10 protein-coding genes are annotated in these 16,303 nt (G+C 45.2%); 4 read left to right on the forward strand and 6 right to left on the reverse strand.

The window, feature by feature from the left end; genetic code table 11:
* Window positions 1–7 precede the first annotated feature (7 nt).
* The 4 genes from LDX50_RS25350 (at window position 8) to thrC (ending at window position 7,301) form a co-directional block, all read left to right on the forward strand.
* Window positions 8–2,383: a ribonucleoside-diphosphate reductase subunit alpha gene (locus LDX50_RS25350; protein WP_225699075.1), complete on the forward strand. Its 2,376-nt coding sequence runs from the start codon at window positions 8–10 to the stop codon at window positions 2,381–2,383.
* 252 nt (window positions 2,384–2,635) lie between these two features.
* Window positions 2,636–5,089, forward strand: a complete 2,454-nt coding sequence (gene thrA, locus LDX50_RS25355) for a bifunctional aspartate kinase/homoserine dehydrogenase I (protein WP_225699076.1) — start codon at window positions 2,636–2,638, stop codon at window positions 5,087–5,089.
* Entirely contained in the window at window positions 5,086–6,015 is a 930-nt protein-coding gene (locus LDX50_RS25360; RefSeq protein WP_225699077.1) for a homoserine kinase, read from the forward strand. The genes thrA and LDX50_RS25360 overlap by 4 nt, the downstream gene beginning before the upstream one ends.
* Window positions 6,012–7,301: a threonine synthase gene (gene thrC / locus LDX50_RS25365; RefSeq protein WP_225699078.1), complete on the forward strand. Its 1,290-nt coding sequence runs from the start codon at window positions 6,012–6,014 to the stop codon at window positions 7,299–7,301. Before LDX50_RS25360 ends, thrC begins: the two co-directional genes overlap by 4 nt.
* 2 nt (window positions 7,302–7,303) lie before the next feature.
* Here thrC and LDX50_RS25370 read toward each other — a convergent pair whose 3' ends face one another.
* From LDX50_RS25370 to LDX50_RS25395, 6 genes are all read right to left on the reverse strand, one after another.
* A complete protein-coding gene (locus tag LDX50_RS25370) occupies window positions 7,304–7,441 on the reverse strand; it encodes a hypothetical protein (protein ID WP_225699079.1) in 138 nt (45 codons plus the stop codon).
* A gap of 151 nt (window positions 7,442–7,592) precedes the next feature.
* Window positions 7,593–9,554 carry a DUF3857 domain-containing protein gene (locus tag LDX50_RS25375; protein ID WP_225699080.1) on the reverse strand — a complete coding sequence of 654 codons (1,962 nt, stop codon included), beginning with the start codon at window positions 9,552–9,554 and terminating at the stop codon, window positions 7,593–7,595.
* Window positions 9,555–9,641: 87 nt separating this feature from the next.
* Complete coding sequence (gene acs / locus LDX50_RS25380; RefSeq protein WP_225699081.1) at window positions 9,642–11,537, reverse strand: acetate--CoA ligase; 1,896 nt, start codon at window positions 11,535–11,537, stop codon at window positions 9,642–9,644.
* A 53-nt stretch (window positions 11,538–11,590) separates the two neighbouring features.
* Window positions 11,591–13,366, reverse strand: a complete 1,776-nt coding sequence (locus tag LDX50_RS25385) for a sodium:solute symporter family protein (protein ID WP_225699082.1) — start codon at window positions 13,364–13,366, stop codon at window positions 11,591–11,593.
* Window positions 13,366–13,626: a DUF4212 domain-containing protein gene (locus LDX50_RS25390; protein WP_225699083.1), complete on the reverse strand. Its 261-nt coding sequence runs from the start codon at window positions 13,624–13,626 to the stop codon at window positions 13,366–13,368. The genes LDX50_RS25385 and LDX50_RS25390 overlap by 1 nt, the downstream gene beginning before the upstream one ends.
* Window positions 13,626–16,259, reverse strand: a complete 2,634-nt coding sequence (locus LDX50_RS25395) for a PQQ-dependent sugar dehydrogenase (protein WP_225699084.1) — start codon at window positions 16,257–16,259, stop codon at window positions 13,626–13,628. The genes LDX50_RS25390 and LDX50_RS25395 overlap by 1 nt, the downstream gene beginning before the upstream one ends.
* Window positions 16,260–16,303: the final 44 nt, after the last annotated feature.

The raw sequence follows: 16,303 nt of genomic DNA on the forward strand, positions 1-16,303 counted from the left end.
TGACATTATGCTAGTAGTTAAAAGAGACGGACGCCGGGAGTCCGTAAAGTTTGACAAAATTACCGCCCGTATCGAAAAACTCTGTTACGGACTCGACACCAACTTCGTTGATCCTGTTGACATCGCCATGAAAGTCATCAATGGGATATACGATGGTGTTACAACTGTGGAACTGGATAACCTCGCTGCGGAAACCACCGCATCGCTTACCACAAAACATCCTGATTATGCCAAGCTGGCCGCACGGATCGCTATTTCAAACCTGCATAAGGTGACCAGCAAGTCATTTTCAAATACGATGAAGCGGTTATATACCTACATTGATCCAAAGACCGGAGAAAATGCACCGCTGATTTCAAAAGAGGCGTATGGAGTGATAAAGAAAAATGCTGCGGTACTGGATTCATCCATTATCTATGATCGTGATTTCGGCTACGATTATTTCGGATTCAAAACACTGGAGCGCAGCTACCTGATGAAAGTCGACGGTAAGATCGTAGAACGCCCCCAGCACATGCTGATGCGCGTTGCCGTTGGTATTCACATGGATGACCTTGAATCTGTCATTGAAACGTATAATCTGCTTTCAGAAAAGTGGTTTACTCATGCGACGCCTACATTATTTAATGCCGGCACGCCTAAGCCACAGCTGTCCTCGTGCTTCCTGCTTACCATGAAGGAGGATAGTATCGATGGCATTTATGATACATTGAAACAATGTGCCAAGATATCACAGTCTGCGGGAGGTATCGGTCTCAGCATTCATAATGTACGCGCAACCGGATCCTATATCAAAGGAACAGGTGGAGTTTCCAATGGTATAGTCCCCATGCTTCGTAACTTCGATATGACCGCACGCTACGTAGATCAGGGTGGAGGAAAAAGAAAAGGAAGCTTCGCCATCTACATGGAGCCATGGCATGCCGATATATTTGAATTCCTTGATCTGAAGAAAAACCACGGTAAAGAAGAACTTCGTGCGAGAGACCTGTTCTACGCGATGTGGATTTCGGATCTGTTTATGAAACGTGTGGAAGATAATGAGATGTGGTCGTTGTTCTGTCCGAATGAGGCTCCCGGCCTCGCAGACTGTTATGGCGAAGATTTCGAACGTCTTTACACCAAATATGAAAAGGAAGGCCGTTTCCGCAAGCAGGTAAAAGCACAGGACCTTTGGTTTGAGATCCTGGAAGCCCAGATCGAAACAGGAACACCTTATATGCTTTATAAGGATGCCGCCAATAAAAAATCGAACCAGAAAAACCTGGGAACGATTAAATCAAGTAACCTCTGTACTGAAATCATCGAGTATACAGCGCCTGATGAAGTAGCTGTTTGCAACCTGGCTTCTATTGCGCTTCCGAAATTCGTAACTGAAGAAGGAACATATGACCATCAGAAGCTGTATGAGATAACAAAGGTGATCACACGCAACCTCAACAAGGTAATCGATATCAACTATTACCCGGTTGAAGAAGCACGAAAGTCTAATATGCGTCATCGTCCGATTGGAATCGGTGTGCAGGGACTAGCGGATACCTTTATCAAACTGCGTATGCCTTTTGATTCTGAAGAAGCCAAAGGTCTTAACAAGGATATCCATGAGACGATCTATTACGCTGCCATGGAAGCTTCGATGGAAATCGCCAAGAAAGAAGGTGCGTATGAAACATTTAAAGGATCTCCTGTATCAAAAGGAATCTTCCAGTTTGATATGTGGGGTGTAACACCCGACAGTGGACGCTGGGATTGGGATGCACTGAAGCGTGAGGTTAAAAAGAATGGTGTTCGCAACTCATTGTTGCTGGCACCGATGCCAACAGCATCAACATCACAAATCCTGGGAAATAACGAATGTTTTGAACCTTATACTTCAAACATTTATACCCGTCGTACGCTTTCAGGGGAATTTATCGTGGTAAACAAGCACCTGTTGAAAGATCTGATCGAGCTTGGTCTTTGGAATGATGATATGAAGAATCAGCTCATCTCTGCAAACGGGTCGATACAGCAGATTCCTGAAATACCTCAGCATATCAAGGATCTCTACAAGACCGTTTGGGAAATTTCTCAGAAAACCATCATTGATATGGCGGCGGACAGGGGTGCATTTATTTGCCAGAGCCAGAGTATGAATGTTCATATTCAGGATCCAAACTTCGGTAAACTTACTTCAATGCATTTCTATGCCTGGAAGAAAGGTCTTAAAACCGGAATGTACTACCTCCGATCTAAAGCAGCAGCATCGGCAATTCAGTTTACGGTTGACAAGTCTGCCACAAAACAGCCGGAAGTTGAAGGCGCTGTTACTGAAGATGAAAAGAGAGCAGCCATGGTTTGTTCACTGGATAACCCGGATGAATGTGAAGCGTGTGGAAGCTGACAAACCAGACATTCCCTTAGAAAAAGTCCTGCCCTGCAGGACTTTTTTTGTTATTTACTTGTCTTAAATTAAATAAGCACTACTTTTGGTAAACCAAATGACTCCTGTCAACATTCATAGTGCCCTTCATACATTCGTACAAACCGGTACGATGATTACCATTACCCCGTTACGGGGTTAATTCTACCATATTATCCGCTCAGGGCAGGGCCCACTTCAACAATCATATCAACAATATAAATTGCCTTCATTATGCAGGTCTTAAAATTCGGGGGCACCTCAGTTGCCACACCAAAAAACATTGAACTCATCCGGAAAATTCTGGATGAGAAAACAGCAAATTCTCCCGTTGTTGTAGTCGTTTCTGCCTTTGGAGGAATTACCACATTGTTACTGGAATGCGGAAAACAGGCTGCCGGCGGTGATGAAAATTATTCCAAACCACTGGCGGAAATCACACAGCGTCATATTCAAATGGTAAAGTCTCTCATTGGTCTGAAGAACCAGGGCAAGACGCTAAGCAAGATCCGTATCCTGCTCAATGAACTGGAAGATATTTATCGTGGCATCTATTTGATCAGGGAGCTTTCTCCTAAAACAATCGACCGTATTCTTTCTTTCGGAGAAATTGCCTCTTCAACTATAATCAACGATGCATTCCAGGACAAAGGCTACAACTGCAGGCTTGCCAATTGCCAGGAGCTCATCAAAACCAACAGCCAGTATACCCGCGCTCAATTAAAGAAAGAAGAGACCTATAAACGAATCCGAAAACATTTCAGGGAATCAGAGGCTTCTGTCACTTTTGCTCCCGGATTTATCGGATCCGATGATGAAGGAAATACCACCACGCTCGGCCGGGGCGGATCAGATTTTACTGCTGCCATTTTTGCAGCAGCGCTGAAAGTAAAACAGCTCGAAATATGGACGGACGTAAGCGGTATGATGACCGCGGACCCGAGAATTGTCCGATCCGCCTATGTCATCCGGCAGATCACCTATGAGGAAGCCATGGAATTATCACATTTCGGCGCCAAGGTGATTTACCCTCCTACCATTCAACCCGTCATGGAGCACGACATTCCGGTTCTTATCAAGAATACTTTTCATAAGGACGATCCGGGCACTATCATCACAAGGGACGTACCTGCCGGTGAGGATCGGTTAATACGTGGACTATCAAGCATCTCCAATATTGCGCTTCTCAATTTTAGCGGAAGTGGAATGATTGGCGTACCTGAATATTCACACAGGTTCTTCAAAGCACTTTCCGCGGCTTCTGTAAATGTAATCCTCATCACCCAGGCCTCTTCCGAACATTCGATCTGCGTTGGAATATCCATGGATGATGCTAAAAATGCGAGGCAGGCGATTGAATCTGAGTTTCAGGTTGAATTACATGCGTCGCGGATAGATCCGTTGCTGATCGAGGAAAACTTGTCAATCGTCGCACTGGTGGGATCTTCGATGAAGGAGCAGGTAGGTGTAAGCGGAAAGATGTTCAGCACCCTGGGCCAGAACGGTGTTAATATCAAGGCTATCGCTCAGGGCTCATCTGAAAAGAATATCAGTGTTGTAATTGAATCAAACGAGGTAAAGAAGGCCTTGAACAGCCTTCACGAAAGTTTCTTCCTTTCCGATAAGAAGAAGCTGAACCTCTTCATCATTGGTGTGGGCAACGTTGGCAAAGCATTCCTGAGTCAGATCAAAAAGCAAAGAAGCTATCTCTCCAAATATCATCATGTCGACCTGTGTGTTGCTGCGCTTGCCAACAGCAAAAAGATGTACTTTGAGTCCTCCGGGATTTCATTATCAAACTGGGAAAGGGACCTTAAGGAAAAAGGATCCAAAATGAACCTTAAAAAATTCCTGGAGGAAATGGACACCATGAACCTGCGCAATAGTATTTTCATTGACAATACCGCCGACGAAATGATTGCCAATTGCTATGAGGATGTGCTGAAGATGAGTATTTCGGTGGTTACACCCAATAAAATCGCATGTACCCAATCTATTGAAAAGTTTATTTCCCTTAAAAAGACCGGATTACGCTATAAATCCAAGTTTCTCTACGAAACGAATGTTGGAGCGGGATTACCTGTAATCAGTACGCTCAGCGACCTGATAAAAAGCGGTGATGAAATTAACCGTATAGAAGCTGTACTTTCCGGCAGTCTGAATTTTATTTTCAATAATTATAATGGGGAAAGACCATTTGCCGAAATTGTGAAACAGGCCATGAGCGAGGGTTATACGGAGCCCGATCCCCGTATCGACCTGAGTGGCATTGATGTAAAGAGGAAAATCCTCATTCTTATTCGCGAGAGTGTTATAAACATGGAAATGGAAGACATCACAACCATTGGCTTTATTCCGGAAACCTGTATGAATGCCCCTACGGTGGATGCATTCCTGTCTTCCCTGCTGGATCATGAGGACCATTTCAGGGCACTCTATCAGAAAGCAGATAAGAGCGGCAAGAAGCTTAAATATGTTGCCTCATTTAACAAAGGTAAGGCTGAAACTGGGATCCGGATGATTGAAAGGGGTCACCCGTTCTACCAGCTGGAAGGAAAAGATAATATCGTAACATTTAATACCCGCAGATATCCGGAACAACCCCTGGTAATTAAGGGCGCCGGGGCCGGGGCCGACGTGACTGCTTCCGGTATTTTTGCCGATATTATGCGAATTGCCAACTCATGAGTGAGCATATCACCATATTTGCCCCTGCAACCATTGCCAATGTTGGGCCTGGTTTCGATGTATTCGGACTTGCATTGAATGATATTGGGGATACAATAGAAATGTCTCTGAAAGATGAAAAGGGAATTACTATAATAAATGGTACCGGTTGCGAAGGACTGCCAACTAATCCTGAAACAAATGTCGCCGGAGTTGCCCTGAAGGCAATGTTACAGGATCTTGGCACAGACCAGGGTATTACTATTCAAATTCATAAAAATATCACTCCGGGAAGTGGGTTGGGCTCAAGTGCCTCAAGTGCTGCCGGAGCGGTATTCGGATTGAACTGCCTTTTAGGTTCACCATATTCTAAAAATGAATTGGTTCAGTTTGCAATGGAAGGTGAGGGAGCGGTATCCTTTTCTCCGCATGCCGATAATGTAGCACCATCGCTATTAGGAGGATTTACCGTAGTTCGAAGCTACGACCCGCTGGATGTTATCAGTATTCCTGTAAACATGCAGTTATGGTTCACAGTTGTGCATCCTCAGATCGAAGTAAAGACATCTGATTCCAAACGGATGCTGAAACGTGAAATTAGTTTGAAACAGGGGATTCGTCAGTGGGGGAATGTAGCGGGTGTGATTGCGGCTCTCATGGGCGGAGATTATGATTTACTAGGCAGATCAATGCACGACCCGCTGATCGAACCTATCCGGTCGATGCTCATCCCTGGTTTTGACGAAGCGAAACAATCTGCCTTGAAGGCAGGAGCCCTGGCGTGCTCCATTTCCGGATCCGGACCATCGATATTCGCCATCACGGCATCTGAAAGGGATGCGCGCAGTGTTTCCGAATCCTTTTCGAAGATCTACAAACGTTATAATATCGATCATCACATTTACATTTCAGGATTAAATTCTGAAGGAACAAGCATAGTGGAATGAAATTTTACAGCACAAACAATAAGGACTACCGGGTCTCATTCAGGGATGCCGTCGTCGAAGGCCTTCCCTCAGACAATGGTTTATTTTTTCCTGAAAGTATCCCGGGGCTGAGTTCAGAATTCCTGAACAATCTTAAATCATACAGTCTGCCTGAGATTGGCCGGGAGGTAATGAGTCCGTATACAGAGGAGGATATTCCATCAGACATATTAATGTCGATTCTGGAGGAAACACTGAATTTTGAAATTCCGCTTGTTCCGGTAGATGCCAACATAATGGCGCTGGAATTATTCCACGGACCGACAATGGCCTTCAAGGATGTAGGAGCCCGTTTTCTTGCACGATGCCTGGGATATTTCGCTGTTGCAGCGGATCAAAAAGTAACAGTTCTTGTTGCCACGAGTGGCGACACGGGCAGTGCCGTAGGTCATGGCTTTCTGAATGTGCCGAATGTAGATGTAGTTATTCTTTACCCGAGCGGAAAAGTTAGTCCGCTCCAGGAGAAACAATTAACCACGTTGGGAAATAATATTACCGCGCTGGAAATTGCCGGCAATTTTGATGACTGTCAGGCCATGGTAAAAAAAGCCTTTCTGGATAACGGCCTTCGCCGTAAAATGCACCTTACTTCTGCAAATTCAATTAATGTTGCCCGATGGCTGCCGCAATCCGTTTACTATTTCTGGGCTGCTGCGCAGGTTCAGGAAGGGAAAAAGCTTATTATATCTGTTCCTTCGGGTAATTACGGCAACCTTACGGCCGGACTACTTGCAAAAAAAATGGGGTTACCGATTGAACATTTTATTGCGGCTTCCAATGCCAATAGAATAATCCCGGATTATCTGCAAACAGGAAATTTCAAACCGGCACCGTCTATTGCCACACTTTCCAATGCCATGGATGTCGGGAACCCGAGTAATTTCCCCCGTTTACTGGAAGTTTACAACAAAGAATTTAAAAATATCAAGTCCCAAATAAGTGGCGCTTCATTTTCCGATGAAGATATAAGTAATATTATCCGGGATGTTTATCAATCATCAGGCTACCTACTGGACCCACATGGGGCAATAGGATACCTGGCGCTTTTAAACTTCGAATTTGGATATAATGAAGTCGGTATTTTTCTTGAAACTGCTCATCCAGGAAAATTTGATGAAGTCATGAATCACATTCTTGACTTTCAAATTTCACTTCCGGAACGGCTGAATGAGCGGATAAACATGAAAAAACAGGCTATTCAGCTTCCCGTTGAATATGCTGCTTTTCATGATTGGCTGATAAAATAAATTTAAAAAGTCATCAATGCCCCGATCAAAATGATCAGTACACAAAGGATGAAATAGAATTTATAGTGTTTCTTTTTACTCTTTCCAAAAATGACATTATTCAGGTCATAGTCATAGAGTCTTTCATAGATCGTTTTCATATGGAGTCCTCCCTTAAAAAAATGGTAATACAAATAAACGAATATCGAATTTACACAAAAAATTAGGATTTTGCATAAAAAATGTGCGATTAAAGCCCTTATGTAATATTTTTCCGATTATAACAGGACGTGTGAAACTTCCGTTACGGCCTTAATTTGCCATTTTTTCGATAATGACCGGCTGATTAAATGAAGTAATAAGCTGCAGATAATGATCCCTCAACCTGGCGTAGACTGCAGGCTTGAACATCGCTGACTTGAAATACACGAACCCCCGAATTTCAACGAAATCATCATTCACTGTGTGACTCAAATCAATTTTTACCAGGTCGTCCTCAATAGCAACTGCCTTAGGAAGTTCAAGAACGCCGTACCCCTTGGGCAGGCTGATTTTAGAAATAATCTGTTGTTGCCTGCGGTAGATCATATCTACAGGATAACGGCGTTGAGCTGCCTTTAAGGGAGTTTCACTTTCAACAAGTCCTAGAAATGGTTGTACGATAATCTTGTTATCATAATTCTCAAGTTCAGTTTCACCTTCAAAGTTAACCCGGTACGGCTTGGTTGGGTCCGTAACATCTGCAAATTCAATGGCATCGATAGATTCCAGTGATCCTGATAATGACGAGCGGACGAGACGTTCTGAGTCATTAAAAATACTTTTTCTGGCTGCGTATGCGGTATATCCGGAAAGATGATTTGCAGACTTCACTTTGGCAATCATCTGATCGGGGTCTATTTCCAGGTCTATAGAGTGGAAGGCCCGTGATTCATCTGCCGTTTCCAGTGAAGCCCATCGCTCTTCTCCATCCTCTACGATGAGTCCGAGTTCATTCAGGCACCTCAATGGCAATTTATTATACGGCAGCCATGATTCGGTTGCATCCACCAAAACGCTCTGTCCCTCGAATTCCACAAAGCAAATCACATCATTAAAATAGTGACTGAACGGGTATGCAGGATGAACCTTGCCATGATTCCGCGTACTGAGAATTACCGGTGAAGCCTTGAATCCCGCTTCACTCAGGACAGCGCAAAGGATTAGATTCAATTCTGCCGAATTGCCCGTTCTTGTTTTAAAGACATCTTTGGCTTTGTCTCCCGCGTATTTGTCGGTACTCCCATCCCATTCAAAATCCCGCCGAATCTTTCGCACAATTCGCTCAAGCTTTTCTGTTTTGCCGGACACATCGTTGAGATCCGGGTTACTGCCAAGGTAGTCTCCGGCTTCCTTTTCAGCCTGTTTCAGGTATTTTCCAAAATTTTCAGCCTTCAGGAGATCCTCCTTGATCAACTTCCAGGAGGTCATAATTTCTTTGGACCCACCGGTAGGATAGTTTATTCTGGATAATTGAAAATCAAGTTTCATGATGTAATCATCCCGTGAGGTTATGAATGATTCGTCTTCAAAAGCCGGAATATCCCTCATGGTATATTGATGAACCATGAGATTATAGGTTATGCCAGCAAAAACATCCGTTCCGCTTGATTTATATGTCTGCTGTTTATCAAATTCAGTAGCTCCCTGTAAGAGGTAGGTATATTCATAGAAGGGAGTCAGGTGAATTTCGTATGTGCTTTCCTTTACCGGTATACTATACTGAAATTCCCAATCGGGCGGATTGAAAACAAAGGGTGTAATTTTTTCATAATGATATTCGATCACAGAACCCTCATGAACATCCGGAAAAACAAATTTCTTCATGCTCCAGTAATCATTGATTTCTTCTTCGTAAATGTCTGAAGGAGAAAGCGGGTACCTTGTAATTAATCCGGTTTCGGCATCTATGTTATACGTATAGGCTTCAATATCCTCGATGCGTTCGGTCTTCCCGTATCCGTCCTGATAATAGGGTATGGTTATTTCAGCATAACCAAAACCTGCCTTTTTATTGATCTTCATTCTTGTTTCTCGAACGAAACGAATATCCAATCCATCCCCCGAAATGAATGTGGTTTTTCCATGATCAAACAATACCACAGCGACAGCATCATCGGCATATTCATTTTGGAAATCTTCATAGTTTACATCTCCAAATGACTTCTTATCCTGGCCTGAAAGAGGAAGAATGGTGAAGGCAAAAAACAGAATCGTTACGAAAATATTGCGCATAAGTCCGGTAATAAAGTAAACATAATTGGTAGAAAAATAATAATTCCCCAAGTAATGTCAGGACTTTTTGCAAAAATTAAGTCAAACTCAGAAGGCTCCTTCAATGATTGCCTCAACCACCTCAGGATTGAGCAGGGTAGACGTATCTCCCAGGCTTGATGTTTCTCCGGTTGCAATTTTTCGGAGAATACGACGCATGATTTTTCCCGAGCGGGTTTTTGGAAGACCAGGAACAATCTGAATTTTATCAGGTTTAGCGATCGGACCAATTATTTTATTCACTGTTTCCCGAATTTCCGCCTTCAGGTTTTCCTCGGTTCTTCCCTCCATATCGCAGATCACGTATGCATAAATACCCTGACCTTTGATATCATGAGGATATCCCACAACCGCAGATTCTATTACCTTGGGATGTTCATTGATCGCGTTTTCAACCTCAGCGGTACCCATCCGATGGCCTGAAACGTTGATGACATCATCAACACGACCAAGGATTCTGTAGTATCCGTCTTCATCACGTTTTACACCATCACCGGTGAAATAATATCCTTTAAAGCTGGAAAAATAAGTCTGCCGGCACCGTTCGTGATCGCCATAAGTAGTTCTGAGCATTGACGGCCACGGATATTTTATACACAAATTCCCCTCCACACTGTTTCCAGTCAGTTCCTTACCATCATTATCAAGGATTACCGGCTGTATGCCTGGCATAGGAAGGGTCGCATAGGAAGGTTTGGTTGGCGTAACGCCTGCTATGGGTGAAATAAGTATTCCCCCGGTTTCAGTTTGCCACCAAGTATCAACAATTGGGCACCGGCCCTTGCCAACATGATCGTGATACCAGTGCCAGGCCTCTTCGTTAATGGGCTCACCTACAGAACCGATTACGCGTAGTGAGTTCAGTTTATAGGGTTCGAGCGGACCTGTTCCATATGCCTGAAGCGCCCTGATGGCAGTGGGTGCAGTATAGAATTGATTTACCTGATGCTTGTCGCAAATCGCCCAGAATCTTCCCGGATCAGGGAAGGTGGGGACTCCTTCAAACATTAGTGTTGTTGCCCCGCACAATAACGGACCGTAAACAATATAGCTGTGCCCTGTGATCCACCCGACATCAGCGGTACACCAGTAAACGTCGCCATGATTATATTGAAAGACATTCTGGAAAGAATAGGCGGTGTAAACCATATATCCGCCGCAGGTATGAACGACCCCCTTGGGTTTGCCGGTCGATCCGGAGGTATAGAGGATGAACAGCATGTCTTCTGCATCCATGAGTTCTGCCTTATTCACCTTGCTCATTCCCTCGATTACATCGTGCCACCAGATATCCCTGCCATCCTTCATATCAATTTCCTGTCCGGTCCTTTTCAGTACAATCACCTTCTCAATGGAGGACGTGGTTTCCAGGGCTTCATCGACTACCGATTTAACATCGATCTTCTTTGATCCGCGGAAATTCCCGTCTGAGGTGATCACCATTTTTGCCTGGCAATCATTGATTCGATCTGAAAGTGAATTAGCGCTGAATCCTGCAAATACCACGGAATGAACAGCACCAATCCGTGCGCATGCCAGCATGGCAATCGCTGCTTCGGGAACCATGGGAATATAAATTATCACACGGTCGCCCTTCTGAATTCCCTGGGCCTTCATGGCATTGGCAAACCGGCAGACTTCATCGTGCAGCTGTTGATAGGTAAGTGTTACATGCGGCTCATCAGGATCATTTGGTTCCCAGATTATCGCGGGTTTATCCCCCATGATGAATAAATGTCGCTCAAGGATATTTTCCGTAATGTTGAATTTTGCATTCTTAAACCATTCAACCCTGGGCTCTTCGAAATTCCATTCTACAACTTTATCCCAACGCTTGTGCCAGAAAAAGGAATCCGCCACCCGTGACCAGAAATGCTCCGGGTCCTGTACACTTCGCTGGTATTCGTAGATATATCCGCTGAGGGTCTGAATTTTATTACTCATAATAATCTGGTTTCAATGACTTCTAATTTATAAAATATCTGTTGAAGGACACACTACTTTTCATCAGATACCGGAGGCTTACCCGGATAGCGTATCGATTCTACAATATCCTGCACATATTCAGGGGGCACCGGTGTAAAGTGGGAAACAGTGATTGATACAATAAAATTAATGATCATACCTATGGTCCCAAATCCTTCAGGTGATATTCCAAACCACCAGTCTGCCGGACTTGACGGTCCGCCAATCCAGCCCAGCTTATACCGCATCATATAGTAAAGGGTTATTCCCAATCCGGCAATCATTCCGGCAACTGCACCTTCCTTATTCATTCTTTTTGAAAAAATCCCCATGATTATGGCCGGAAAGAAAGATGCCGCGGCGAGTCCGAAGGCAAGTGCAACCACGGCCGCCACAAATCCGGGGGGATTTATTCCGAAGTAACCCGCAACAACAACTGCCAGTACAGATGCTCCACGGGCAATCCACAATTCCGCTTTATCTGAAATATCAGGAGCGAACTGCTTCTTTACAAGGTCATGTGATACTGCCGTCGAGATAACCAGGAGCAATCCGGCGGCAGTGGAAAGCGCGGCAGCCAGACCTCCAGCAGCCACCAGCGCAATGACCCAATTTGGCAATCGCGCAATTTCCGGATTGGCGAGAACCATAATGTCCTTATCTATATAGAGTTCATTGCGATTCTGATTAAGCATGTTTGTAATGCGTCGCTCTCCCTGTGATCCCCGTTCAGCTGCAAATTCAGGTGCTTTCCCCGTAAACAAATCGCCGGGTGCATATTGAACATTGCCATCGCCATTCCGGTCTGACCATGCCAGCAGGCCTGCATTCTCCCAGGTGCGGAACCATTGGGGAAGCTCCCGGTAGGGCTTTTCGTTCACTGTTTGAATCAGGTTTGTTCGCGCGAAAACGGCTATCGCAGGAGCGGTAGTATACAATATGGCGATAAATAGAAGCGCGTAAAATGCCGAAATACGGGCATCACTCACCTTGTTAACAGTGAAAAAACGAACGATCACATGGGGTAGTCCGGCTGTTCCCACCATCAACGCCGCAGTGATGGCAAAAACATCGATCATTGATTTGGAGCCATCGGTAAATGCGGCAAAGCCCAGCTCGGTCAGGAGCCCGTCAAGCTTATCCAGTAAGTAAACATCTTCCCCGGTAATTTTTGAGCCGAACCCAACCTGGGGTATGGGATTCCCTGTGAGCTGGATTGAGATGAAGATGGCAGGCACCATGAACGCAAAGATCAAAACACAGTACTGTGCCACCTGAGTGTAGGTAATGCCTTTCATTCCCCCGAGAACAGCATAAAAGAATACTATGGCCATCCCGATGTACACGCCGGTATTAATATTTACCTCAAGAAATCTCGAAAACACAATGCCCACTCCCCGCATTTGTCCGGCAACGTATGTAAACGAAACGAACAGCGCGCAAATGACCGCCACGATTCTTGCGGTTCTGGAATAATACCTGTCGCCAATGAAATCCGGTACGGTATACTTCCCGAATTTCCGAAGATAGGGTGCCAGAAGAAGGGCCAGCAGCACATATCCGCCGGTCCAGCCCATCAGGTAAACTGAACCGTCATATCCGGCAAATGAGATTATACCGGCCATAGAAATGAAACTGGCCGCCGACATCCAGTCGGCCGCTGTCGCCATTCCATTCGCAAGAGGTGATACACCCGTTCCGGCCACATAAAATTCAGCCGTGGAGCCGGCACGTGACCAGATCGCAATTCCAATGTATATCGCAAAGGAAATCCCAACCAGTAAATACGTCCAGGTTTGTACGTCCATCACTTTTCGTCTACATTATACTCCTTGTCGAGCCGGTTCATCCAGCGGACATATACAAATATTAAAATGAGAAAAACATAGATCGACCCCTGCTGGGCAAACCAGAATCCTAGCTTGAATCCACCGATCTGAATATTATTCAGTTGATCGACCAGCAGTATTCCGAATCCATAGGAAACGACAAACCATATACTCAGGAGGATAGCCAGGTAGCGCAGGTTTCTTCTCCAGTAATCTTTCAGGTTTTTTGGCATATTCATTATTTAATCAAAATCCGCTTAATGATCGATTCTTCCGGAGTCATTAACCGCAGGTAATATATTCCTGACGGTAAGGAGGAAACATCGAGCTGAAGTGGATCTAATGAAACTGATTCAATATCAAAATATCTTCCGGAACCATCAAATATTTCCCACTCCCTGATTTCAGGGTTGTCAATAATGATCCGATCCGAAGCCGGCACCGGGTATACGGAAATCGAAGGCTGGAGAAAATCCTCATTACCTGTTATGGAAACAGGAAAAAGCTGATTGCCAGGGACTGCCTGTTTTGGCAGCAACTCATGTTCCCACAGAAACTGCATCACCGCAGCGCCACCATCCTCGAAATATTCGATCCGCACATCATACAGCTGATCTTTTGTAAATGAACGCGACACACTGTATTCTGTGGCAGCCTGCGGTATCCAGGCGTCAATGAGAAGTGCATTATTGATATACAACCGAACTCCATCATCTGCGACAACATATAGTGTATACTGTCCTGAAAAAGGAGGAAGAAGCTGTCCGTCCCATCGGATGGTAAAATTATCCGGGCTTATCAAATCATCCGGCGATCCGCCTCCCCAATTGAAGTAAACCTCACGGTCGGTTCGTTGCAGATCAGGACTACCAGCGAAGCTTCTCGACTGATTATAATAGTTTCCGGTCATACCGGTACCATTACCAAGTGGCACCTCTACATATTTTAAAGTAATTACTGAATCCTCCTTCGGAGTATTGAATGTTCTCAACGTACCTTCGAAGCCATCCTGCCAGCCTTCAAAAACGTAGAGTTTGCCTTCAAAATACTGCGATCTGGTGGGAGCAACGCCGCGGGTTATTCCTTCAACCCCCGTATAGCTGTAGGGGGTTTCAACATCCCGCCCGTCGGCATTCACCTGTAGTCCGGGAGGCGACGAAAGCAGGGTAATTTCACTTTTACGTGGGTAAACATCCGTAAAAGCAGTTCGCGTTAAGCCTTCAGAATCTGTTGCCTGAAGATAAATCCTGAACCATACGTTACTTGAAATCTCCCCTACCCGTGGAACTGTAAATGAGCCTTCGGAGATTCCGGATACCGGATCAAGGGCCGGATGTGTATGTTCATCGTGATGAAAGTCCACCCACCATGTAAGAGCTTCCGCTGCCAGGTTGCCATCCTCCGGATCAGTTGCACTTCCACTAAATTCGATTGTTTCTCCTCCACCATAGGTGAGATCAGGCAGCGGCTGCACGATCAGAGGTTCTGGCCGCTGGTTACTGGTCACTGTAAGGATTGCTGCTTCAGAAAGAATGGAGCCCTGATTATTTTCCACACGGCACCTGATAACTGCCCCGTTATCCGCCAATTGGATACCGGTTAGGGTGAGACTATTTTCATTAGAACCTGTGGGCACATCATTTTTCAGCCACGTGTACGTAAGTGGCTGATCACCGGAGGCATTTATAAAGAAATTCGCGTTTTCCCCAACGGATATGGTGAGGGACTCTGGCTGTTTACCGATGAATGGTTTCCCGTCATCGGTAAAGACAATCTGCCAAAGTGATCCATCTTCTGTTTGAGTATTATCTTCTACGGACCCGCCGCCCTGGCCTGCGCGTTCCAGAAAATACATACTTCCATCAGGGGCAAACTGGAATGCAAGTGGTCGGTTGATCCCGGTGGCAAAGGTTTCGATGAGTTCACCGCTCTCCGCATCGATTGCATTGATATATCCCTCACAGTAATCAGCATAAAAGAATGCACTATGATATTTTTCGGGAAACCGAAGCAGTTCCGGGTCGTAAAAGGCGGCACCGATCACCGCGCAACCCTGATCGTGATTATAAACATGCAACGGATTCTCATAATTGGCAGGTAAGTTTCCACCGAAGGCATTTCCTTCTGTCAGGGGCCAGCCATAATTTCTTCCGGCCTTCACATCATTTACTTCCTCCCAGGTTTCCTGGCCCACATCATTGGCAAAGATCTTTCCCTCACTGGATATTGCCATGGTAAAAGGGTTCCGGAAACCGAGTGCATAAATAGCCCTGTTCGCACCAGAGGTTGTGGTATAAAATGGATTATCTTCAGGAATTGTGCCGTCGTCATTCAGCCTGAGGACCTTACCCAGCAACGAATTGAAGGATTGGGCATTATCGGGATTTGATCCATCACCCACCGCCACATATAGTTTGCCATCTGAACCAAAGGCCATAGCGCCTCCATTGTGGATGGTTCCGGAAAGCTGGTTCAGCTCAAGAAGAATTTCCTCGCTGCCGGGCAAAGCAACATCACCATTGGCGGTGAAACGACTCAACCGGTTATGATTCTGACCGGGAACGGTATAATAGAGATAGAAGTAATTATTCTGTTCGTAATCCGGATGAAATGCAATCCCCGAAAGTCCGCGTTCATTCGTGAAGTCGACATTCACAGATATGAATGGGTCTGACAATAGCGCTGCTCCGTCATAAATAAGCACCTGTCCATTCTTCTGTGCGACATATAGCCGTCCGTCCGGCGCAAAAGCCATGGTTGTCGGATTTAGTCCGCCTGCCAGCTCTTCAACCGTAAAACCCGGAGGCACCTGCTGCCCATGGAGCGGAAGAAAATTGTATATGCATAAAATGAATGCAAAAAATCGGATCATAGCCGGAAGATAAGGATTCCGGTTTTGAATGCCGAACCGCTGAT

The sequence above is a fragment of the Fulvivirga sedimenti genome, assembly GCF_020328055.1.

Excerpts from the sequence above, each read along its gene's own strand:
- LDX50_RS25350 (WP_225699075.1), top strand. The coding sequence starts at position 8 with ATGCTAGTAGTTAAAAGAGACGGACGCCGGGAGTCCGTAAAGTTTGAC.
- thrA (WP_225699076.1), top strand. The coding sequence starts at position 2,636 with ATGCAGGTCTTAAAATTCGGGGGCACCTCAGTTGCCACACCAAAAAAC.
- LDX50_RS25360 (WP_225699077.1), top strand. The coding sequence starts at position 5,086 with ATGAGTGAGCATATCACCATATTTGCCCCTGCAACCATTGCCAATGTT.
- thrC (WP_225699078.1), top strand. The coding sequence starts at position 6,012 with ATGAAATTTTACAGCACAAACAATAAGGACTACCGGGTCTCATTCAGG.
- LDX50_RS25370 (WP_225699079.1), bottom strand. The coding sequence starts at position 7,441 with ATGAAAACGATCTATGAAAGACTCTATGACTATGACCTGAATAATGTC.
- LDX50_RS25375 (WP_225699080.1), bottom strand. The coding sequence starts at position 9,554 with ATGCGCAATATTTTCGTAACGATTCTGTTTTTTGCCTTCACCATTCTT.
- acs (WP_225699081.1), bottom strand. The coding sequence starts at position 11,537 with ATGAGTAATAAAATTCAGACCCTCAGCGGATATATCTACGAATACCAG.
- LDX50_RS25385 (WP_225699082.1), bottom strand. The coding sequence starts at position 13,366 with ATGGACGTACAAACCTGGACGTATTTACTGGTTGGGATTTCCTTTGCG.
- LDX50_RS25390 (WP_225699083.1), bottom strand. The coding sequence starts at position 13,626 with ATGAATATGCCAAAAAACCTGAAAGATTACTGGAGAAGAAACCTGCGC.
- LDX50_RS25395 (WP_225699084.1), bottom strand. The coding sequence starts at position 16,259 with ATGATCCGATTTTTTGCATTCATTTTATGCATATACAATTTTCTTCCG.